At 64.2% G+C, this 20,925-nt stretch carries 15 protein-coding genes; 2 read left to right on the top strand and 13 right to left on the bottom strand.

Translation table 11 applies throughout. The features are described from left to right. Positions 1-147 precede the first annotated feature (147 nt). From AC24R4_RS07180 to AC24R4_RS07135, 10 genes are all read right to left on the bottom strand, one after another. Positions 148-4,257 (bottom strand): ImcF-related family protein, encoded by a 4,110-nt coding sequence (locus AC24R4_RS07180; protein WP_487522591.1) that lies wholly within the window; start codon positions 4,255-4,257, stop codon positions 148-150. 3 nt (positions 4,258-4,260) lie between these two features. Further along, positions 4,261-5,547 carry an SEL1-like repeat protein gene (locus AC24R4_RS07175; protein ID WP_487522590.1) on the bottom strand — a complete coding sequence of 429 codons (1,287 nt, stop codon included), beginning with the start codon at positions 5,545-5,547 and terminating at the stop codon, positions 4,261-4,263. 3 nt (positions 5,548-5,550) lie between these two features. Next, the gene (locus AC24R4_RS07170) at positions 5,551-6,813 is read right to left on the bottom strand and encodes an SEL1-like repeat protein (RefSeq protein WP_487522589.1); all 1,263 of its coding nucleotides are present in this window, start codon (positions 6,811-6,813) and stop codon (positions 5,551-5,553) included. Positions 6,814-6,816: 3 nt separating this feature from the next. Continuing rightward, a complete protein-coding gene (locus tag AC24R4_RS07165) occupies positions 6,817-8,793 on the bottom strand; it encodes a phospholipase D-like domain-containing protein (protein ID WP_487522588.1) in 1,977 nt (658 codons plus the stop codon). Then, positions 8,790-11,438 carry a type VI secretion system Vgr family protein gene (locus tag AC24R4_RS07160; RefSeq protein WP_487522587.1) on the bottom strand — a complete coding sequence of 883 codons (2,649 nt, stop codon included), beginning with the start codon at positions 11,436-11,438 and terminating at the stop codon, positions 8,790-8,792. Before AC24R4_RS07160 ends, AC24R4_RS07165 begins: the two co-directional genes overlap by 4 nt. 213 nt (positions 11,439-11,651) lie before the next feature. Continuing rightward, positions 11,652-12,206 (bottom strand): thioredoxin family protein, encoded by a 555-nt coding sequence (locus AC24R4_RS07155; RefSeq protein ID WP_487522586.1) that lies wholly within the window; start codon positions 12,204-12,206, stop codon positions 11,652-11,654. 80 nt (positions 12,207-12,286) lie between these two features. Next, the gene (locus AC24R4_RS07150) at positions 12,287-12,706 is read right to left on the bottom strand and encodes an organic hydroperoxide resistance protein (protein ID WP_400396798.1); all 420 of its coding nucleotides are present in this window, start codon (positions 12,704-12,706) and stop codon (positions 12,287-12,289) included. A gap of 73 nt (positions 12,707-12,779) precedes the next feature. Further along, on the bottom strand, positions 12,780-13,349 hold the full coding sequence (locus tag AC24R4_RS07145; RefSeq protein WP_400396800.1) for a copper resistance protein CopQ: 570 nt from the start codon (positions 13,347-13,349) through the stop codon (positions 12,780-12,782). Between the two features lie 444 nt (positions 13,350-13,793). Continuing rightward, a complete protein-coding gene (locus AC24R4_RS07140) occupies positions 13,794-15,065 on the bottom strand; it encodes a sensor histidine kinase (RefSeq protein ID WP_400395294.1) in 1,272 nt (423 codons plus the stop codon). Positions 15,066-15,094: 29 nt separating this feature from the next. Beyond that, positions 15,095-15,838, bottom strand: a complete 744-nt coding sequence (locus tag AC24R4_RS07135) for a response regulator (protein WP_153946865.1) — start codon at positions 15,836-15,838, stop codon at positions 15,095-15,097. 230 nt (positions 15,839-16,068) lie between these two features. On the opposite strand from AC24R4_RS07135, the gene AC24R4_RS07130 reads away from it, so the two are divergent. Continuing rightward, positions 16,069-17,883 (top strand): cytochrome c biogenesis protein DipZ, encoded by a 1,815-nt coding sequence (locus AC24R4_RS07130; RefSeq protein WP_400395282.1) that lies wholly within the window; start codon positions 16,069-16,071, stop codon positions 17,881-17,883. On the opposite strand, the gene AC24R4_RS07125 is transcribed toward AC24R4_RS07130, so the two are convergent. Next, complete coding sequence (locus AC24R4_RS07125; RefSeq protein WP_400395281.1) at positions 17,862-18,464, bottom strand: DUF2239 family protein; 603 nt, start codon at positions 18,462-18,464, stop codon at positions 17,862-17,864. The genes AC24R4_RS07130 and AC24R4_RS07125 overlap by 22 nt on opposite strands. Before the next feature lie 188 nt (positions 18,465-18,652). Here AC24R4_RS07125 and AC24R4_RS07120 point away from each other — a divergent pair, with 188 nt between their 5' ends. Continuing rightward, on the top strand, positions 18,653-19,042 hold the full coding sequence (locus AC24R4_RS07120) for a hypothetical protein (RefSeq protein WP_487522585.1): 390 nt from the start codon (positions 18,653-18,655) through the stop codon (positions 19,040-19,042). A gap of 7 nt (positions 19,043-19,049) precedes the next feature. On the opposite strand, the gene AC24R4_RS07115 is transcribed toward AC24R4_RS07120, so the two are convergent. Beyond that, positions 19,050-19,916, bottom strand: a complete 867-nt coding sequence (locus AC24R4_RS07115) for an HpcH/HpaI aldolase/citrate lyase family protein (protein WP_487522584.1) — start codon at positions 19,914-19,916, stop codon at positions 19,050-19,052. 14 nt (positions 19,917-19,930) lie between these two features. Then, positions 19,931-20,890: a tripartite tricarboxylate transporter substrate binding protein gene (locus AC24R4_RS07110; RefSeq protein WP_487522583.1), complete on the bottom strand. Its 960-nt coding sequence runs from the start codon at positions 20,888-20,890 to the stop codon at positions 19,931-19,933. Positions 20,891-20,925 lie beyond the last annotated feature (35 nt).

Raw genomic sequence — 20,925 nt, 5'->3', positions numbered from 1 at the left:
GGGCCACCTGATCTACCTGGCAGGCAACGTCCGGCACGACGTAAAGGTCGTGACGGATGCGTCGGTGTTGTTGACGATTGTGTTGATGGATGGAGGCGCATAAGGCGAAGCGCGGAGGCCTCGCATCCGGTTCGAGGCGTCGGGTCTCTAGCGCACGGCAAAGATCCTTTCCGGCAGCACGAACCCACGCAGTGACAGCAGTTCGAGCGGGCCCTGGCCAGCTTCTGTGCGCATCTGGAACCGGATAGGGTGGCGTACGTACTGTGGCGCATAAGCCATCCCCGCGGGTTGATTCAAGCTATTGCCGTCGGCAATCGTCGAGTGCTCCGGCGATTGGGCAGACGCCTGCGTGCCAGTGTCGGACTTGCCCTGCCAGGTCAGTTCGACAATAGCGCTGTTGATAGGCTCGACGCTTGCGCGCTCCAGCATTCTGATCAGCCCCCAGCGTCCAGCGAATTCGTAGTTCTTGTTTGTACCGGCATACTCAGTCTGCCATTGCAGTCGCGTACCGGGCTGTTGCAGGTCATCGGCTGGCCAGCGCAATGTATGCCATGTCTCGCGCTGATTGAAATAGTGGACTCGCTGGCCATCTACCGTCAGCACAATGTCGGTGAGTCCCGGCGTGGGGATCGGTTTCAGTTCAAAGCGGTATTCAGGGTCTCCCTGCACCAGCAAGCGCGCTCCCACACGCTGCAATGCATTGATTCCCCTGAGAAAGGCCGGATCAAACGCCAGGTCGTGCCCAGCGGCGGGCACCCATTCGTTACCTCGCAGCTCCAGCACGCCGGCGAGCTGGCCGCCGAGAAACGCCTGGATCAGCCCTGTCCGGGCCCGCAGAAAGCGCGCCAGTTCGGGCAGCGATGCGTCATTTCGTGTATCCGCAAACGGATAGCGGCCTGCGAACGATTTGTTCCAATCCGTGACGATGTGATCCCGCCAGGCTGCATTGAGACTGCGTTGCGCTGGCTCCAGCACGGCCTGCGTGGCCTGAACGATTGGCCTGACGAACAAGGTATCCCCCATCCCGGCCCATTCCTTCCCCAAACTCGCCGCCATCAAATGGGCATAAGCCTGCGCGTCGGCCAATTCCGATCCGCGTCCCTGGAACATTCCCTGGGCCAACTGCTGAGCCTGCGCATGACCATCGCTACCTTGTGTGATTTGTTGCAACCGAAGCCGCAACGCTGTCGCGCGGTCGAGTAGCCGCTGCAGGCTGAGATCCCCACCGCCAGCAGCACTGGTCTGCTCGGCATGGCCACCGAGACGCAAGACCGGCCCGAACGCGGCTGCCAGTGGCCCAGCCGCCGCAGGTCCTGGCGATTCGGCTCGCCCCCCTTTCTCGCCAACAATGCCTTTGGCCTTGTCCACCAGTGCGTCTGCAAATGAAGTCTTTTGCTGGCCTGCACCGCCCTGGTAGGCCAGCGACTTCATCAGCGCGATCACCGGCGACTGCCGTGCATCGGTCAGCTGCTTGAGTTGATCGACAGCTGCCGGCAAGGTCGGCGCGGATATCCACTGCAACGTATTCATGAATGCCTGCCAGTGTTCGGCATAATCCGCGAAATATTGTTCAGTCAAGGCTGCCCGCATGGCATCAACGGAATCTTTGGCCTGTGCCGCCCCTGCGTCGGCAAGGCCATGTGCTGGCGCTTCGGAAAGCACCCAGTCCGCAGCAACATCCCGCCGCTTGGCTGCGGCTTCGATAGCGTCCGCAACATAACCTTCGTAAGCCTGGCGTGTGAAAACACCCGGCACCGATGCCGAAGCGCGCAACAGGCCTCGGACGTCGGCGCCCGCTGTCAGCAATGGCAGGGTGAGATCTGGGAATTTGTTGCCGACGCCCTCCACAATGCCCCGGTAGAGGGTCTCGCGCGCGTTGCGCTGGCCAATCAGCGCAAGCAGAGTGTTGCGCGAACCGGCGACAAGATCCGCGCGCTCGGGGATTTTCCACTCTTCATGGCTTTCCAGTTGCCGCGCATGGAAACTGAACAGGCGCTCAGCAAGATCTTTCTTTTCCCCGGGCGAAAGGCGCGCGCTTGTCGACCAGTGGGCAGCCATCTGCGCGGCGAGGAAGTCTGCCTCCGTCCGGGACGGGCGCGCAAGCATCAGATAAGCCTTGAGGGTGTCGCGGCCGCTCATCGCCCAACTCAGGGTCTGCTCGTTCAGATCATGGGTAGGCAATTGGGAGAGGTCGGCTAACGTGGCCTCCATGGCTTGCTGCACCGGGGCAGCAAGCTGCGGCTGTGCCGCCAGGATGTATGGGGTCCACAATGCAGCCAGGATTTCAGCGTCACGATTGAGGCCGAAACTCCGGAGCCAGACAGCAGGATGCAGCGCGCGGCGCTCGAAATACGCGATCCTCTGCTGGACGGCAAGAAGCGCGTGCAGACGGCCCTCCGCATGGTTGGCAGTTCGCATGTCCTCAACCGTTCTTCGGGCCTGTTTGAGACTTAGCGATGTCTGCGCGCCGGTAACCATCATGCCGATACTCCAGAAGGCGATCACCGCGATCCCGGCAAATGACATGGCTGTCAGCGGACTGAAGCCGACCCGTCGACCTGGCTGACACCGGGCGAGCGTTGCCGCAAGGCGCCAGACCGGATGTTCAGCCGCCCCTGGCATTTGGCTGCTATCGGCGCAGGTGCGAGGCCACGGGACGAACAAGATGCCTGCCACGCGATGCCGTAGATCACGCATCGACAGATTGCCGACCCACTCGGCGATCTCGGCGCCCCGCACGTCCAGGCGCTTTGACAGGGCCGCCAGATAGCTCTGGCCCGCATCGCGCACCAGGTCATCCACGCCCGTCTTGGCCAGCCGATCCCGAATATCCCTCAGCAATGCCGCGGTGCGCTCGGTATTCGTAGGGTCAGTCAGTTGGCAGCCCACCAGCACCGCGTCTTTATCCGTTGCGGCATCCGACCCGCCAGCTTCCAGCACGAAGACAGGCGCAGACCAGCGCAAGGCCTCCGCGATCTGGCCCAGGCGGATTGCTGTCGATGACGCATGCCCGCCCGTTGGTACGATTTCCGTTTCCGCCTGGACGACGACCACGAGGCCATCGATCGGCCTGGCCTTGCGCAGGCCACGGACGCGTCGAAGCCACTCGCCGTCGCCCTGACGCTCCCGAGTCATGTCCGATAGCAGCAATGCATGAAATGTCTCGATCCAACCCTGCTCGAGCAACCCTGGCAAAAGCCGGCCGATTGCCACGGTGTCACCGGTCACCAGCAATCGAGGCAGGCGACGGCGTACCTTGTCGCGCATTGCGCCCTCCAGGCTCTCATAACGCAGCGCGGTCTGATGCGCGTCCGAATCCCGAGGTGTTCCGAGACGCGCGGCCGGATCCCGCTGATGACGCCGGCGCCGGTTTCCGTGCCGCGCTGCCGTGCGCCAGCCGCCCATCATGGCGCCACGCAAGAAGTTTCGTAGGAATTTTCCGATCTGCTCGTATCGGAGAGAACGCTCGGAGTCTGCTGGAAGAGAGAGATTGTTCAATCCATCAGAAGAAGGCTGTATGCTAAACCCACGTTCCAGCATTAGCGCCGAGAGTGAGTTGCCCGCGCTGACGCCATTCTGGAAAATGTCGACCGCATCCGCATAACGATGCATTCTCCTCAGACGCAAACCCAGCTTTGCCGCCGCTTTACCGTGACCTTGTGCTACTGCACACGTAAGCATTTGAAAGGCCACATCCGGTGCCATATTACGAGAGGCGAGCAGCCGGGCAACGTAGTATTGTGCGTCCGGACTTCCAAAATCCGCAGCTTTTCTAAAGAACTTCAACGACATCTCGGCATCTTGTTTCAGGCCATAACCGATTTGCAAATAATGACCAATGTCGTAATAGCCGCCCGGCACTCCCTCATCTATCAAACGTCCGGCAAGCTCGATGACTTCCTTCGATCGGCTTGGCGATGATGCCTGCCCATAAACCAAAAGGTTCTGTAGATTTCGGTTTGCCTTGTAGTGGCCATGCGCTGCCGCGATACGATAGTAGACCGCCATCTGCTCATAATCTTTTGGCCCCTGCTTCTTTTGCAAGTATCGGGCGTAGTGAAATAGCGCCTCAGCACCGCCGTCCAGCGGCGGCAGGACATTGGCCTCGTGTGCGCATGTGAAGGCGAGATCCGTCCGGACGACACTGACATCTGGCAACGGCGGATATTCGGTGGTCTGGCTCGAGCAGGCGCCCAGCAAGCCCGCGAGAAGAACCAGACTGACGACGGGTCGCAGACAGCGATTCGATATCGACATGATTCAACCCTTCTCGTCGTACGAAATCAGCTTCCACGACACGTTCCAGTACGTGACCCGCTCCCCCAGCAGGTCGTCCAGCCATGACAGCCGGCGAGGCTTGGGCATCTCGAATTCCGGCAGGACGTCACCCTTGCGGAAATGCCGAGTTGCCCCGGCAAATACCGTTGCAGCCTCCGGCACGCACCAGATACCGCTTTCCGGACAAGGCTGACCGGTTTTGGCGCGGGTCCCCAACGGCAGTTTCGGTGGCGGCGGCAGCGGCAAACCAGTGGCCGGATCGAGATTCCTTGCCTGGCTCAGACGATTGACCAGTTCCTCGGACGGCTTCTCGGGCGGCACTGCAGCGTCATGCTCCCTTACCCACTGGAATGTGCCGTCCCACGGCGGCAGCTTGGCCGGCGGCAACGGGACGATCAGGTCGATGTCGGGGATTTTGGGGTTGAGGTGTTCGTAGTTTCGTAGGAATTTTCCGATCTGCTCGTATCGGAGAGAACGCTCCGGATCCGCATTCAATGAAAGGTAATAGAGTCTGTCAGTCTGTGGTGGCCCTTCAAATCCGTGCTCCAATGCGAGCGCAGACTGCGAGTCCCCGGCCATGACACCTTGCTGGAAGGCGCCCAACGCCGAGTTGTATGCCCCTTTGGTTTGCAGGCGCACCCCAAGCCTCCGCGAAGCTTTGGCGAAGCCCTGGTCTGAGGCGCACTGCCACATCTGCGTGGCAACTTCAGGGGCTTTGTCCCAAGGCGCGAGCAGCTCTCCAACATACAACTGGGCGTCAGGGCTGCCTAAATCCGCCGCTTTTCGAAAGAAGCGCAGCGCCATCTCCCTGTCCTGCTTCAACCCATAACCGATTTCCAGATAGTGACCGATATCGTAGTATCCGCCAGGCACTCCGAGTTCAATTAATTGATTGGCAAGATCGATCACCTCCCTGGACCGAAACGGTGAATATGCCTGACCGTAAGCCAGCAAATTCTGCAGATTCCGGTTTGCCTTGTAGTGGCCATGCGCTGCCGCGATACGATAGTAGACCGCCATCTGCTCATAATCTTTCGGCCCCTGCTTCTTTTGCAAGTATCGGGCGTAGCGAAATAGCGCCTCAGCACCGCCGTCCAGTGGCGGCAGGACATTGGCCTCGTGTGCGCATGTGAAGGCGCGATCCGTCCGGACGGCACTGACATCTGGCAACGGCGGATATTCGATGGTCTGGCTCGAGCAGGCGCCCAGCAAGCCCGCGAGAAGAACCAGACTGACAACGGGTTGCAGACCGCGATTCGATATCAACATGATTCAACCCTTCTCGTCGTACGAAATCAGCTTCCACGACACGTTCCAGTACACAACCCGCTCTCCCAGCAGGTCGTCCAGCCATGACAGCCGGCGAGGCTTGGGCATCTCGAATTCCGGCAGGACGTCACCCTTGCGGAAATGCCGAGTTGCCCCGGCAAATACCGTTGCAGCCTCCGGCACGCACCAGATACCGCTTTCCGGACAAGGCTGACCGGTTTTGGCGCGGGTCCCCAACGGCAGTTTCGGTGGCGGCGGCAGCGGCAAACCAGTGGCCGGATCGAGATTCCTTGCCTGGCTCAGACGATTGACCAGTTCCTCGGACGGCTTCTCGGGCGGCACTGCAGCGTCATGCTCCCGTACCCACTGGAATGTGCCGTCCCACGGCGGCAGCTTGGCCGGCGGCAACGGGACGATCAGGTCGATGTCGGGGACTTTGGGGTTGAGGTGTTCGTAACGATCAAGAAAATTCCCGATCTGCTCGTATCGGAGAGAACGCTCGGAGTCTGCTGGAAGAGAGAGATTGTTCAATCCATCAGAAGAAGGCTGTACGCTAAACCCACGTTCCAGCATTAGCGCCGAGAGTGAGTTGCCCGCACTGACGCCATTCTGGAAAATGTCGACCGCATCCGCATAACGATGCATTCTCCTCAGACGCAAACCCAGCTTTGCCGCCGCTTTACCGTGACCTTGTGCTACTGCACACGTAAGCATTTGAAAGGCCACATCCGGTGCCATATTACGAGGGGCTAGCAGCCGGGCAACGTAGTATTGTGCGTCCGGACTTCCAAAATCTGCAGCTTTTCTAAAGAACTTCAACGACATCTCGGCATCTTGTTTCAGGCCATAGCCGATTTGCAAATAATGGCCAATGTCGTAATAGCCGCCTGGCACTCCCTCATCTATCAAACGTCCAGCTAGCTCGATGACCTCCTTCGATCGGCCTGGCGACGATGCCTGCCCATAAAACAAAAGGTTCTGTAGATTCCGGTTGGCCTTGTAGTGTCCGTGAGCGGCAGCAATGCGGTAATACCGTGCCATCTCATCGTAATCCTTTGGGCCTTCCAGCTTCTGCAGATGGCGGGCATAAAGAAAGAGCGCGTCAGCATCGGCGTCCAGTGCAGGCAACATCGTTTCCTCTTGCGAACAGGTGAACGACAGATTGACGCGAACGGACTCCAAGTTTGGCAATGACGACATGGCGGGATCCTTGCTGGAACATGCGGACAAGAAAATAAGAGGCAAAATGGCGCGTGCGACTTTCATCGATCAATCCAGGTTTGTGCGCTTCGGCGAATCTCGAAAGAATGCGATGAGCGAGGCGTACGGACTTGCTTCACCGTCTTCCTGCCGTAACGTATTCTCTTCGAGGATGTGCGCCCAATCTTTAAACGCCTTCCCCACATCCTCTTGCGCCCCCATCCCTTTCGTATGAATCGCCCATAACCGTCTGCGTAATGGCGTGGTCACCCCAGCATGTTCGTGGCAGATATTCAATTCGCTATCGCCGATCATGCTGCGGGTATTGATATTGGCGGAGCCCAGCGTCATGAATACGTCGTCGACGATCATCAGTTTGGAATGCACGTACACGTAATCCCATTTACCGGGCGGAGAATCGGGTGCCACCAGCGTGCAGACATGCACCTTGAGTCCTTCGATTTCGGGTGGCGGTCCAACTTCCTCGGCGGGCTTGGCCATTTCCGCTTCCAGATCGGCCTGTTTCTGGCGCGCCTTGCCAAAGCGTTCCCGCGCCTCGTGCAGCCTCTTGATGGCGAATGCCTTGTCGATATGCGCCAGGTCATTCGCCTCGTCCATATCCTGTTTAGCGGCCCTGGCTTGCGCGCCTGCCTCCTTGTGCTGGCGGCGCAGATCGGCCTGGCGCGCGTCCTCGCGTTCCAGCTTCGCCACGGCCGGCATCGCGTCGGCCTTGCCCAGCGCCTCCAGCATCCGGTATGTCTTCAGTGCCCCCGGACCCATCCCTTCGTCGCTCGAATTGGTCACCACGAACAGGTAGATGGGGCCATGCTTCTTCAGGTCGCGGCCGCCGCGCAGTTGGGCCGCCACCGCCTGCTTGATCATCTCGGCAAGCATCGGCAGCCGGAAATACTGGTTCTCGATATAGATGAATCGCGTGACGTTGTTCACCGCCTGCAGGTACAGGGACTCGATATCGAACCGGTTTCCCTGGGGATTGGTCCGCAACAGCTGCCCCACCACCGGCGTGTTGCCGTCGCGCCGCAAGGTGAGGCGCCTGGCAACGGGCTGCCTCGCCTCCGTCAGCCGCTGGCCCGTCGCGCCATCCCACGCTTCGCAAAAGTTCTTGTTGAGGTATTTCAGCACCGGGCCTGCGACGCGGGCAGAAATGTCCTGCCGGGGGTGCAGACCGTTCCGGCCCAGTCTCGGGTGCTGTCGATGGAAGCTGTGGTCGTCCCGGTCCCAGTAGGTATCGAGCATGTTGTGGCCCATGACGAAGCCCACGGCATGCTCGGGCTCCTCATAGTCGATCATCACCATCTTCTGATGATGCGTGGGAATGGCGGTCATGACGGCCGCGTTCTTCGCTTTGGTACGCCCGTCGCTCTCCTTGTAATCGCCCTGCAGCAAGGTCCGGTAGGCGATCTCAGCACGGTCCCAAAGCGAAAAGCCGCGGGTCGCGAATTCGATGCCGGGAAACGTCGTGCCCGCTGCGCGGGCCATCTGGTGCAGCACCTGGCGCGCCACATCCTCGTCCAGACCGCCCCCTCGCGTCACGTTGTTTCCATTGGCGCGCCCATACCACGCAACGTCGAACTCGCGCTGGAATTTGCTCTGGTAGTCGCGTTGCGCAAAGCCCGACAACATCCAGTCAGGCAAGTGCGGCTTGACGTGCGTTGCCAGGTTGTTGCCCGGTGCGTTGTTTTCGCTCCAGGGGGCCGCGGCAAGGTCGTCCTGCCAGCAAAGCAGACGAACCTTCACGCCTTGCGCGCCCTTGTGCACCAGCAGCTCGCCGATGGTCATGACATCCGCATGGCCGCGCTTGAAGTACATCGAGGGCTGGAAGCCCCAGCGGATGATGTCCACCGAGCGCCGTGCGGCCAGGATGGCGTCGTATACCTCGCCGAACGCCTCTTCGCCGTTCACAAGCGGCTTGAACGTGCATTGCGCCGGGTCATATTCCGAACGTTCCACAAACCACTTCATGGCGATCGTGGCAGTGCGCGTGCACGACAGCGCAATCGGCGTCGTGATGGGATTCCGACTCATGCTGGCGGCTCCTTGTCGGTAAGGGTGTGGCATATGGCACGATGCTGTGCGCGGTCTTCCGTATCCGCATCGTCGTCGACAGCGCGCTCATGCAGCTGGAAGCCCTGATTGGCTAGTTCTCCGTTCGCCATGTCGCCCCGATAGACTTCCGCGACGGGCACGGCGTAGGTACTGCCATTTGCCAAGGCGATCACGTACGACTGCACCTCTGGCCGATGGTCGATAGAGATCAGCGCATCATCATCCATGACGCCGCTCCCCACTGGAGCGCCGTCGGCGAGCACGGTGTATGGCATGCCCACAGGAAGGTTGTGCCGACTGATGGCCGACGCGACTGCGCCCAGCCACAACTTTGTCGGGGGTAGTCCGGTCGGGAGCTGGGCCTCAAGTGGCACGGAAGCAGGGCCGGCTTTGTCCCACGCGGCGCACTTCTCGACGATGTCGCCAGTCGTGCCGTTCTCGATCCGCTCCGGCGTGATGCGAATGTACGAACCGCCTGCGCCGATTAACACCTCTTTGTCTGCGGAGAGAATCAGCTTGCCATCGACACTGGCGATCTTCAGGTCCTTTAGCGCGCTCAGATGCATCTCGTCGGACTGAGCCTGGATCTCGACCTTGCCCCTGCTGGCGAACAGCCTCATTCCAAGGCGTTCCGCGAACAGCGATATGCCGTTCCCGGCGGCCACCATGAACTGCCTGAGCACGCTGATATCTGCGTTTCCCCCCGCAGTAGCAATCAGGTTATTGTTGGCGGTCAATTGCAGGTCCTTGCCCGAGACCAACGCCATGCCCGCCGGTGCACTGGCAAGCAGGCCGGCTGCCTTCAGCTGGTCGAGGGTGTCGCCAAGCAGCGCCTTCTGCCGCGCGCAATCAGCGACGAGTGCCTGTGCCGCTCTGGCGGATTCGGCCAGCGCTTCCGTTTGCTGCTGTGCGATCGTCAGCAGCCGCAAGGCAGGTTGCATGTCCAGTTGCGCCCCACCGACCCCAGGCTGATCATCCGCCGACAAAAACAGCCCCTTGCCCGCCCGCACCGCGCCCCAGTGCGATGTCCGCAACTCGAACCCCTGCCCCCGCTCCTTCATCTGGCGGTCCACCAGATACCCGAGATTCAGTTGCGACTTGCCGCCGTACTCGGTCGACAGCTTGATCCCCTCATGCCCCTCCCAGTCCTCGAAGCGCAGCTTGTTGTTGCGCTGCGTCCGGATGACGTTGCGCGATTGCCAGCCGTCCCGGCCGATGATCAGGTCTGGCTTGTGGCTGTTGTGCAGCGCGTGGGCGATATAAGGCCGGTTCGGGTTGCCGTCGTGGAAGGCGATGGCGACCTCGGTGCCTTCGAGCAGCGGGAAGTGGAAGCCGGTCTGCACCGCGCCGGCGAACGGCTTGGCCAGCCGCAGCGGTACGCTTTCCTGGCCATTCGGCCATTCATCGAAGTCGAGGTCGAAGCGGACGGTGTAGTGCCCGTCCTGCGTCAGGTAGGCATATTTGTATTGGCCGGGCGAGGTGACGCGACCGCTCAGCGTGCCGGCGATGCGCGGCCATTTGGTGTCGTCGGCCGGCAGACGGAAGCGTCGGTCCGACGGAATCGCCTGATAGGTATTCCGATAAGCCTGATCGCGGGCGCCCGTGTGGATGACTTCGGTAATGACCTGGCCGTTCGGCGCATCGGGCAGCGTCGTATCCATGCGCAGGATGCGCGCCGGGCGCAACGCCAGCACGTTGCTTTCACCCTGATAGACGACCTGCCCGGCGATGGCCGCCTCGTGGCGCAGCAGCGCCTCCCACTTCGCGCCAGCCATATCCAGATGATGGGTGCCGTGGACGTATGGCTCGCCATAAGTCGTCCGATCCTTGTATGCAATGTTGGTGTCGGCCTTGAGCCGCTCGTAGGCGTGCGCGGGGTTGTAGTCCGATGCCAGGACCGATCTGGCGACGGTTTTCGTATTGGTACGAATGGCAAAGACCGCTTCGGTGCCCGACTCCAGCCCGGCCGTCTCGCGATAGGGCACCCGCAGTTCCGGCTGATAGATGTAGTGGTCGATGTCGTCCCCGAACACCACAATTTCGCCAAATTTCCCCGGCGCGAAGTAGCAGTACATGCCTTCCTGCTCCATCAGCAGGCGGACGTAGTCCCAATCGGACATCTGGTACTGCAGGCGGAACTTGTGCTCGGGATACTCGCGCCGTAGCCGAAATGCGAATTGATGGCCTTCAAGGTCGTGGCTGCGCAGGATCGCCTCGATGATCTGCGGTGCGGTCTTGTGCTGATAGACACGGCTGCGCGGCGTCAGCCGCAGGCGCGTCACCAGCGGCTCCACCACCATCTCGTAGCCGTGGAAGTCCCGCGTCTGGCGGGTCTTCGCGAACGCCGGAATCCATCCCGCAAAGCGGCGCGGCTCGCTGCCATCGCCGGGGTCGATGACGAAGGTGGCGGGACGATTCAGGTAGTCGGCACGGTCCAGTTCCAGCGGATGGGTCAGCTGGACGGTGACCTCGTAAGGCTTGCCGAGGGTCTCGACGGCCTTGAACGAGACCACCGACAACGCGATGGCGGTGGGGGCGGCGGGGACTTCGAGGCGGTAGGGTTGGCGGCCTGGGATCGATGCCGGTTGACCGTCCGCAGACCCAAGCAAGAGTTTATCGATCATCGGTTCGCGTCACACACTGTTTGCTGTGCGACGCACGCTACACCGACTTCCTGCCGCGAAAGCTACCGATTTCGCAGTGATCTAATCCGAAGCAACCGCACGCAGAATTCGTCGGATTGCGATTTACGCGCAAGTGAAAAGGGCCCTGCGAAGCAAGGCCCTTTCCGGTTCCGAGACAGGCTCGGACGCTGATCCCTTCACGGCGACACCCACTCACCCAGGCTGTGCCGCCTTGCGTTCCGCCAGGAGTTTCTGGATGGCCGCCTCGGTTTCCTGGTAGCGGCCTTCGCCGTAGTGCTGGTAGACGATGCGGCCATTGGCGTCGATCAGGTACAGCGCGGGCCAGTACTGGTTGCGATAGGCCGACCACGTGCCGTACATGTTGTCCTGCGCCACCGGGTAGCGGATGTCGTACCGCTTCAGCGCCGCCTGCACGTTCGCGGTCGGTTTCTCGAACGGGAATTCCGGCGTGTGCACGCCGACCACCACTAGCCCCTGGTCCTTGTACTTGTCGTACCACTGTTTCACATACGGCAGCGTGTTCACGCAGTTGCCGCAGGCGTACGTCCAGAAATCGACCAGCACCACCTTGCCGCGCAGTTGCTGCATCGTGAGTGGCTCGGAATTCAGCCAGTTGTTGATGCCCACGAATTCGGGGGCGGCGCCCTGGTCGCCCACCTTTGGACTTTCGGCGATGGCGCCGGTGCCGAAGGTATAGATGGCCGCGAGGCCGATGGCGCCGAGCATGGCGCGGAGTACGTTACGCATGATTCAGGGGCCTCTATCCGGAGATGCTCGCCCCGTGTCCGCAGGGCGGACGTCGGGGCGATGGCGCGATGGGGCACTGGTCAGACCAGTTCGGTTTCGATATGGATGTTGCCGTGCAGGGCCTTCGAGTACGGGCAGGTGCGGTGGGCGGTGTCCACCAGCGCCTGCGCCACCTCGCGCTCGATGCCGGGGATATGCACGCGTAGCCGGGCCTGCAGCAGGTACTCCGCACCGGCCGTGCCAAGGTCGACTTCGGCATCGACCGACAGGTCTTCCGGCAGCTTGATCTGCTGCTTGCCGGCGGCCAGGCCGATGGCGCCGATGAAGCAGGCAGACCAGCCGGCGGCCAGCAGCTGCTCGGGGTTGGTGCCGTTGCCCTTGCTGCCCGGCGACGACAGGTCGATGTCGAGTTTGCCGTCGTCGCTGCGGGCCGAGCCGTTGCGGCCGCCGGACGTGATGTGGACCTTGCCGGTGTACAGGACGTTTTCGATGCGGGTCATGGTGAATTCCTTGTTGTATTCAGTGGTTGGTTGGTGAAGCGGATTCGATGGCGGCGCGGCGCGTGGGCCGGGCTCAGGCGTAGGCGCCATCCAGGTACGGATCGACGCTGCGCGCCGGATCGGCCGACACGCCGGTGCGGTCCATGCCGGCCACCGTGCGGGCGCCTTCGTAGTACGGGTCGAGCGTGCGGGCGCCGTCCAGGTACGGGTCTGCCGAGCGGGCCGGCGGGGCCGACACGCCGGTGCGATCCAGGCCGGCTACCGTATGGGCGCCGTCGTAGTAGGGGCTGCGCGGTTCCTGCACCGAGTGGGCACCGTCGTAGTACGGGCTGCGCGGGTCCTGTACCGAACGGGCGCCGTCGCTGAACGGATCGGCCGAGCGGAACGACAGGCTGGCTACCGTGCGCGCGCCGTCGGTGTACGGGCCGCGCGGTTCCTGCACCGAGCGGGCACCTTCGGTGTACGGGTCGCGGGCGTCGGTGGCCGAGCGGGCGCCTTCGCTGAACACGTCGCGTGCACCCTGTACGGCACGGGCGCCGTCGGTGTACACATCGCGGGCCCCGACAACGGATGCCTGTGCGCCAACAGCGGCGGCGACCAGGGCAACGGCGAGAACAAGGCGCTTGGTGAGGTTCTTGGACATGATGGTTTCCTTTTCAGTGGGATGCGGTCGATTCGGTGGATGCCGTGGCAGCGTTTGCGCTTTGTTATTTGTGCGTCGCGCTGCCATGGACCGTATTTAAGGCGGCCCACGTATCGCGCCCGTAGCGAATTGGCGGCCGTTGTGTCAGGGCACGTATCGTCGCGGCGGCCTGATACAAAGCCGTACAAAAAGGAAGGCAGCCTGCGGGGAAGCGAGCACTACGGGGAGGGGAAGAACCGCGGAGGTGCGCCTTGCGGCACGCCCCTCTCCCGGGAGGGAGAGAGAGAGAGAGAAAGAGAAAGAGAGAGGTTGGACGGAGAGGGCGGCAAGGCGCTGCTGGCCTGCCGGGTGCGATTTGCGTCGCTCGCCCTCTCCCTGGACCCGTCTCCGCCGACGGGAGAGGGCAGCAAACCCTGAATCGCTGGAACCTATCGCAAAACAGTCTCAGCCCAGCCGGATTTCGGCAGCCAGGCCGCCGCCTTCGCGGTTGCGCAATGTCAGCGAGCCGCCGATGGCCGCCGCCAGCTGGTGCGCGATGGCCAGGCCCAGGCCGGTGCCGCCGGTTTCGCGGTTGCGCGAGCCCTCCAGGCGGACAAACGGCTGCAAGACGGCTTCGAGCTTGTCTTCGGGGATGCCGGGGCCCCGGTCCATGATCGATATGATCACGGCGTCACGTTCGCGGTGGACGCCCACTTCGGCCGCCCCGCCGCCATATTTGATGGCGTTGTCGATCAGGTTGGTCAGCACGCGCCGCAGCGCGTTGCGGCGCGTCACGATGGCGCCGCCGGCGTTCTCGCCGATCGACACGTCCTTGCCGGTGTCCTGGTAGTCGTAGACCAGGCTTTCGACAAACGACCCCAGGTCGATCTTCGACGCCTCCTCGCCGTCGCCGCCCGAACTGCGCGCGTACGCCAGCCCTTCGCGCACCAGCGTCTGGATTTCCGCCAGGTCGTTGACCAGCTTGCGCTTTTCCTCCGAATCCTCGGCCAGCTCCGCACGCAGCTTCATCCGCGTGATGGGGGTCTGCAGGTCATGCGAGATGGCGGCCAGGATCTGCACGCGCTCCTCGACAAATTGCGCGATGCGGTCGCGCATGGCATTGAAGGCCCGCGCCGCCTGCGCCAGTTCCGTGGGCCCGTGCTCGTCCAGCGGCTGCGACCGGGTATTCGGGTTGAGCGCGTCGGCGGCATCGGCCAGCGCCACCAGCGGGCGGATCGACAGGCGCACGGCGAACCAGCAGCACAGGATCAGCAGCAGCAACTGCAGCACCAGCACATAGGGCAGCCACTGGGCGATGGGCGTCATGCGCGGATGCACGTCGATGGTCAGCGGGCTGCCGTCGCTCAGCGTCAGATGCGCCTGCAGCTGCTTGCCGTCCCCCGGAATCGACTCCACCGTGACCGGGTAGTGCGTGCCGGTGGCTTCCATGATCCGCTCGGCGATGTCGCGCCCGCGCGCGGTCATCTCCGGCACCCCCGGCGATCCTGGCCCCAGGATGTACTGGTAGTTGCCACGGTTCACGCGCGGCAGCCACTGCGGGCGCTCGGCGGCGGGAATCCGGTCCAGGATCGCCACCGACGTCGCCACGTCGGTCTCCAGCGTGCCCAGCATGACCTGCCGCGCCGACATGTACCGCTCCGAAAACAGCACGGCAAACGACATCAGGTGCGCGACGATCATGCCCGCCAGCAGGATCAGGAACAGGCGCGACCCCATGGTATGGGGCCAGCGCCAGCGGTGAGTGCTCACTGACGTGCCTCCGTAATCTCCACGGGCATCGAGAACACATAGCCCTCGCTGCGCACCGTCTTGATATAGGCCGGCTCGCGCGCGTCGTCCTTCAGGCGCTGGCGCAGGCGGCTGACCAGCAGGTCCACCGACCGCTCGAACATGTCTGCTTCGCGGCCCTGCGTCAGGTTCAGCAGCTGGTCACGGTTCAGCACGCGCTGCGGGTGGTCCACGAAGACGCGCAGCAGCCGGTACTCCGCCCCGCTCAGCGCGACGATGGTGCCTTCGTTGTCGATCAGGTGGCGCGCGGTGGTGTCCAGCTGCCAGTCGCCGAAGGCCAGCATCTGCCCGGCCTCGGTGATCTGCAGGTTGGGCGGCAGCATCCGGGTGCGGCGCAGCACGGCCTTGATGCGCGCCAGCAGTTCGCGCGCGGCGAACGGCTTGGTCAGGTAGTCGTCGGCGCCCATTTCCAGGCCGATGATGCGGTCGGTCTCGTCGTCGCGGGCGGTCAGCATCAGGATCGGCGTGGTCTTGTGCTTGCCCGCGCGCAGTTCGCGGCACAGCACCAGGCCATCGTCACCGGGCAGCATCACGTCCAGCACGATCAGGTCGACCGTGTTGCCGTCCAGGAACTGCCGCATATGGCGGCCGTCCGGCGCCATGGTCACCCGCAGGCCATTCTTGGTCAGGTAAGTGGACACCAACTCACGGATCTCCCGGTCGTCATCGACGATCAGGACATGGTCGACATGCGATTCCATCAGCTTCACCCCTGGGCAATCTACTTTTAGGAAAAATGTGAACAATCAGTCTGTTGGCGGCATTGTATGGGCGCGGGCGCCGCGGCGTGTATCGCAATGTATCTGGCGGCAGCCGGCCCACAAAGCCATACAACTTTGCCGGTTGGCGACACATTTACGGTAGATCACGGGCGTCTCATTGGGGCATGCCAGATGGCTGGCCTCTCATCCTTGCCGAAAGGAACCCGACCATGACGCTGCTGATCCTTGCCTACCTGGGTGGTGCCCTGACCATCCTGAGCCCGTGCATCCTGCCCGTGCTGCCGTTCGTGCTGAGCGGCAGCGGCCAGCCGTTCCTGCGCGGGCGGCTGCCGATGCTGGCCGGCATGGCGCTGACCTTTGCGGCGGTGGCCACGCTGGCATCGGTGGGCGGCGCCTGGGCGGTGCGTGCCAACGAATACGGCCGCCATGCCGCGCTGGTCCTGCTGGCGATGTTCGGGGTGTCGCTGCTGGTGCCCCGCCTGGCCGACGCGCTGACCCGGCCCGTGGTGGCGCTGGGCAACCGGCTGGCCGGCGATGGCACGGCCGGCGCCGCGTCGCCGTGGGCATCGCTGCTGCTCGGGGTGGCCACGGGCATGCTGTGGGCACCCTGTGCCGGCCCCATCCTGGGCATCGTGCTGACCACGGCCGCACTGCAGGGCGCCAGCGTGCAAAGCTCGCTGCTGCTGGTGGCATACGCGGCCGGTGCGGCCACGTCGCTGGCCGCCGCGCTGGGGCTGGGCGGCCGCCTGTTCGCGGCGATGAAGCGGTCGATGGGCGCCGGCGAATGGCTGCGTCGCGGCCTGGGCGTGGGGGTGCTGGGCGGCGTGGCCGCCATCGCCATTGGTGCCGATACCGGCTTCCTGGCGCGGCTGTCCATCGGCAGCCCGGCCCGGCTGGAACAGGCATTGATCGACCGGCTGCACAGCGCATCGGCGCCGGCTCCGCTGGCGCGCCATGAAGATGCGTCCACGACCGCTGCCGCAGGCAACGTGGGCGCCAGCGCGGGCATGCTGCTGGCCGCCAACGACACCGGCTACGGCTTCGGCGGCCGGCTTCCGGCCGAAGGCCAGTTGCCGCCGCTCGATGGCGCGGTCCAGTGGTTCAACACGCCGAACGGTGCGCCCATCGCGCGCCAGCAGTTGCAAGGCAAGGTCACGCTGGTCTATTTCTGGACGTACTCGTGCATCAACTGCATCCGCACGCTGCCCTACCTGCGCGCCTGGGCTGACAAGTATCCGGGCCTGCAGGTCATCGGCGTGCACACGCCCGAGTTCGCCTTCGAGAAGAAGCCGGACAACGTGCGCCGCGCCATCGGCGATTTCCGGATCGGCTTTCCGGTGGCCGTGGACAGCGACTACGCCATCTGGCGCGCCTTTCACAACAACTACTGGCCGGCGGCGTACTTTGTCGATGCGCGCGGCACTATCCGCCACCACCAGTTCGGCGAAGGCGACTACGCCCAATCCGAGCGCGTGATCCAGACCCTGCTTGCCGAGGCCGGCCAGCCGTCCGCGTCGCGCGATGTGGTGGTGCCCGATGCCACGGGCGCGCAGGCCGCGCCCGACTTGCGCAACGTCCGCTCCGGCGAGACCTATGTGGGCTACAACCAGGCGGCGAACTTCGCTTCGCCGGGCGGCATCCGTGCGGACGCACCGCGCAACTACGCCGTGGACGGCAAGCTGCGCCTGAACCAGTTGGGGCTGGCCGGCCCATGGACGGTCGGACCGGAATTCGCCACCGTGGAACGCGCCGACGGCAGCATCCGCTATCGCTTCCAGGCCCGCGACCTGCACCTGGTGCTGGGGCCGGCCGCCAACGGACGCGCCGTGCGCTTCGTGGTGACCATCGACGGCAAGGCGCCGGGCGACAGCCATGGCGCCGATATCGACGTCAACGGCAACGGGGCGATCACCGCCACGCGGCTCTACCAGCTGGTGCGCCAGGCCGGCGAAGTGGGCGAACACACGTTCGAGATCCGCTTTCTCGACCCGGGCGCCCAGGCCTACGCGTTCACGTTCGGCTGATCGTCGCCGAAGGCCGGCGCGGCCAGCTTGCGGGCGTGGTCGCGCAGGTCGGCGGGCCACGCCTGCGACAGCGCCACGAAGCGGTCCCGGTCGCCGCCGTACAGCGCGCGGGATGCCTCCTCGTAGCCGGGCTGGTTGCCGAGCATCGTCGACATGAACCGGTCCGCCGCGGCCTTGGCACGGCCGGCGGCCAAACCCGCGTCGGCCCCCTGCCCCTTGCGCGCGGCGTCCACCAGCTTGCGTAGCGTCACCGACGCCCCGCCCGGCTGCTCGCCCAGCCATTCCCAATGGCGCGGCAGCAGCGTGACCTCGCGCGCCACGACCCCCAGCTTCGGCCGCCCGGCGCCCTTCCTGGCCGGGCCGTCATCGGCCGCCGGCGGCGCCAGCCGTGCGGCAATGTCGGCATCGCTGCCGCGCAGGTCGAAATCCAGCTGCCGGCCCGTGATATCGCCAAACGCCAGAATCGATTGATGCGGATCGGCACGCAGGGCGGCCGCCACGGCCAGCGCCACGTCCACCGGCTTGCCGGACGCCAGCCGCCGCTCGCCAGCAAAGGCGGTACAAAGTTCGTTGTCTTCCATGGGGTCTCCCGACGCCGTTGAGATGGGAGTGGATATTACCCGGATAATATCGAGGCAGTCAATTACACCCGGGTAATATTTTTATTGCGGGGAGGAAGGGGGGCCAACGCGTGGCGTTTTGACCCGGGGCGCCGCGCATGGCAGCATCGCGGGGCAGATTTTCCAGACCACTTCCTATGAAACCTTCAATGATCGGAATCCGGCCGCTGCTGATCGCGGCGATCGTCAGCCCCCTGCTGGCGGCCTGCGCCAGCGGCAGCTCTGTGGAATACCTTGAATCGCAGGACGGCAAGCCGTTCCATTCCGATGCCAGCGTGGGCGACATCGTCGTCTGCCTGAAGCAGAAGCTCGGCGACGACGCGAACGTGCTGGCCTATCCCGAACCTGGCAAGGTCGACGTGCGCGTGGGCTACGGCCACCGGGCCGACGCGGGCTACTCGTACCTCATCAACCTGCGCGCCGCCCGCCAGGGCACCGACGTGGAAATCCGCAGCGCCGGAGACTTCCGGCCGATGCTGAGCCAGGGGCGCGTGACGGGCTACATCAAGAACTGCCAGCCGAGCAGCGCGGCGCGGTAAGCGCGCTTCAGCCGGCCCAGCCCAGGGTCCGCGCCTGGGCCAGCACGGCCCGGGCGCGCTCCACGAACGGCCGGTCCACCATCTTGCCGTCGACCAGATAGGCGCCCACGCCGCTCGCGTCGGCCTCGTCGGCGGCGGCCACGATCCGCTGCGCGGCGGCGATTTCCGCGGCAGTCGGCTGGAAGACTTCGTTGGCCAGCGCGATCTGGGTCGGATGGATGCAGCTTTTGCCCAGATACCCCAGCCGGCGCGCCAGTTCGGCCTCGGCCCGGTAGCCATCGGCATCCCTGACGTCCGCGAAGGCCGCGTCATAGGCGAACACGCCGGCTTCGGCGGCGGCCATGCGCATCTGATACATGGTCTGCGCCACGGCCAGGGTTTCGCGCCGATGGATGCCGGCCGGCTCGAACAGGTCGGCATAGCCCAGCTGCAGGCCCGCCACGCGCGGATCGGCGGCGGCCAGTTCATGCGCGCGGCGCAGCCCGCGCGGCGATTCGATATTGAGCAGCAGCTTCACCGGCGTGGTCACGCCGTTGGCGGCCTCGGCCAGGGCCACGGCCTTGGCGGCCAGGTGCACCTGCTCGACGTCTTCCACCTTGGGCACGTTGACCAGATGCAGCCCGTTGCGTACCACGGCGACGATATCGGGCGCGAAGTGGGCGGTGTCCGGCGCGTTCACGCGCACGATCAGCGTCTTGCCCGATGCCGCCGTGCGGCCCGAAGCCAGCAGGTCCTGCAGCGTGGCGCGGGCATCGGCCTTGCGCGGCTCGGCCACGGCGTCTTCCAGGTCGAACGACAGCGCGTCGGCCGCGCTGGCCAGCGCCTTGTCGAACAGCTCCGGGCGCGAACCCGGTACAAACAGTTTGCTGCGCATGATCGCCCTCATCGTCATTCCGCCCGGATGCTGCGCTGCCTGACCAGCGCCCCCCAGCGCACGGCCTCGCCCTGCACGAACTTGCCGAACTGCTGCGGCGAGTTGCCCACCGGCTCCAGACCCATCTGGCGCAACTTGTCCTGCACTTGCGGATCGGCCACGGCGCCCTGCACTTCCTTCGCCAGCCGCGCCACCACCTCGGGCGGCGTGCCCCTGGGCACCCACACGCCGTTCCACTCCAGCACCTCGAAATCGGGCAGGCCGCTTTCGGCCAGCGTCGGCACATCGGGCAGGCCCGGGTTGCGCTTGAGCGACGTCACCGCCAGCGCCTTGAGCTTGCCGCCCCTGGCATAGTTGAGCGTGGATGCCACGTTGCCGAAGTACGCCGACACTTGGTTGCCCATTACGTCGGTCAGCGCCGGCGCGCCGCCCTTGTACGGCACGTGCAGCAGGTCGATGCCGGCCTTGGCGTTGAGCAGTTCGCCGGCCAGGTGCGACCCGCTGCCCGAGCCGGCCGACGCGAAGGTCAGCTTGCCGGGGTTGGCCTTGGCATAGGCGATGAATTCCTTGACCGTCCTGTACGGCGCGTTGGGCGGCACCACGAGGACGTTGGCCGCCGTGGCCACCAGCGAGATAGGCACCAGATCCTTGAGCGGATCGAACGACATCCTGCGCAGGCTTGGATTCACCGCGAACGCCGATGCGTCGTACAGCACCGTGTAGCCATCGGGCGTGGCCTTGGCCACCGCTTCCTCGCCGATCACGCCGGCCGCGCCGGGCCGGTTGTCGATCACCACCTGCTGACCCATCGACGCGCTCATGCGCTGCGCGATCACACGGGCGGTGTTGTCGGCGCCGCCTCCGGCGGAGTACGGCACGATCATGCGGATCGGGCGGTCGGGATAGGCTGCGGCGGCCAGCAGCGGCGCGCAGGCGGCCACTGCGACCAGCAGTTTGCGGCAGGTCGGATGCATGTATAGGTCTCCTGGTGTCTTGAAGTCGTGCGGTC

The organism is Cupriavidus sp. CER-90 (assembly GCF_057652055.1).
This window is presented reverse-complemented; position numbering and strand designations above follow the sequence as displayed.

What these genes read in the sequence shown, in the direction of transcription:
- AC24R4_RS07125 (WP_400395281.1), bottom strand. Translation starts at nt 18,464, where the DNA reads ATGGAAGACAACGAACTTTGTACCGCCTTTGCTGGCGAGCGGCGGCTG.
- AC24R4_RS07160 (WP_487522587.1), bottom strand. Translation starts at nt 11,438, where the DNA reads ATGATCGATAAACTCTTGCTTGGGTCTGCGGACGGTCAACCGGCATCG.
- AC24R4_RS07110 (WP_487522583.1), bottom strand. Translation starts at nt 20,890, where the DNA reads ATGCATCCGACCTGCCGCAAACTGCTGGTCGCAGTGGCCGCCTGCGCG.
- AC24R4_RS07165 (WP_487522588.1), bottom strand. Translation starts at nt 8,793, where the DNA reads ATGAGTCGGAATCCCATCACGACGCCGATTGCGCTGTCGTGCACGCGC.
- AC24R4_RS07115 (WP_487522584.1), bottom strand. Translation starts at nt 19,916, where the DNA reads ATGCGCAGCAAACTGTTTGTACCGGGTTCGCGCCCGGAGCTGTTCGAC.
- AC24R4_RS07180 (WP_487522591.1), bottom strand. Translation starts at nt 4,257, where the DNA reads ATGTCGATATCGAATCGCTGTCTGCGACCCGTCGTCAGTCTGGTTCTT.
- AC24R4_RS07140 (WP_400395294.1), bottom strand. Translation starts at nt 15,065, where the DNA reads ATGGGGTCGCGCCTGTTCCTGATCCTGCTGGCGGGCATGATCGTCGCG.
- AC24R4_RS07130 (WP_400395282.1), top strand. Translation starts at nt 16,069, where the DNA reads ATGACGCTGCTGATCCTTGCCTACCTGGGTGGTGCCCTGACCATCCTG.
- AC24R4_RS07170 (WP_487522589.1), bottom strand. Translation starts at nt 6,813, where the DNA reads ATGAAAGTCGCACGCGCCATTTTGCCTCTTATTTTCTTGTCCGCATGT.
- AC24R4_RS07145 (WP_400396800.1), bottom strand. Translation starts at nt 13,349, where the DNA reads ATGTCCAAGAACCTCACCAAGCGCCTTGTTCTCGCCGTTGCCCTGGTC.
- AC24R4_RS07175 (WP_487522590.1), bottom strand. Translation starts at nt 5,547, where the DNA reads ATGTTGATATCGAATCGCGGTCTGCAACCCGTTGTCAGTCTGGTTCTT.
- AC24R4_RS07155 (WP_487522586.1), bottom strand. Translation starts at nt 12,206, where the DNA reads ATGCGTAACGTACTCCGCGCCATGCTCGGCGCCATCGGCCTCGCGGCC.
- AC24R4_RS07135 (WP_153946865.1), bottom strand. Translation starts at nt 15,838, where the DNA reads ATGGAATCGCATGTCGACCATGTCCTGATCGTCGATGACGACCGGGAG.
- AC24R4_RS07120 (WP_487522585.1), top strand. Translation starts at nt 18,653, where the DNA reads ATGATCGGAATCCGGCCGCTGCTGATCGCGGCGATCGTCAGCCCCCTG.
- AC24R4_RS07150 (WP_400396798.1), bottom strand. Translation starts at nt 12,706, where the DNA reads ATGACCCGCATCGAAAACGTCCTGTACACCGGCAAGGTCCACATCACG.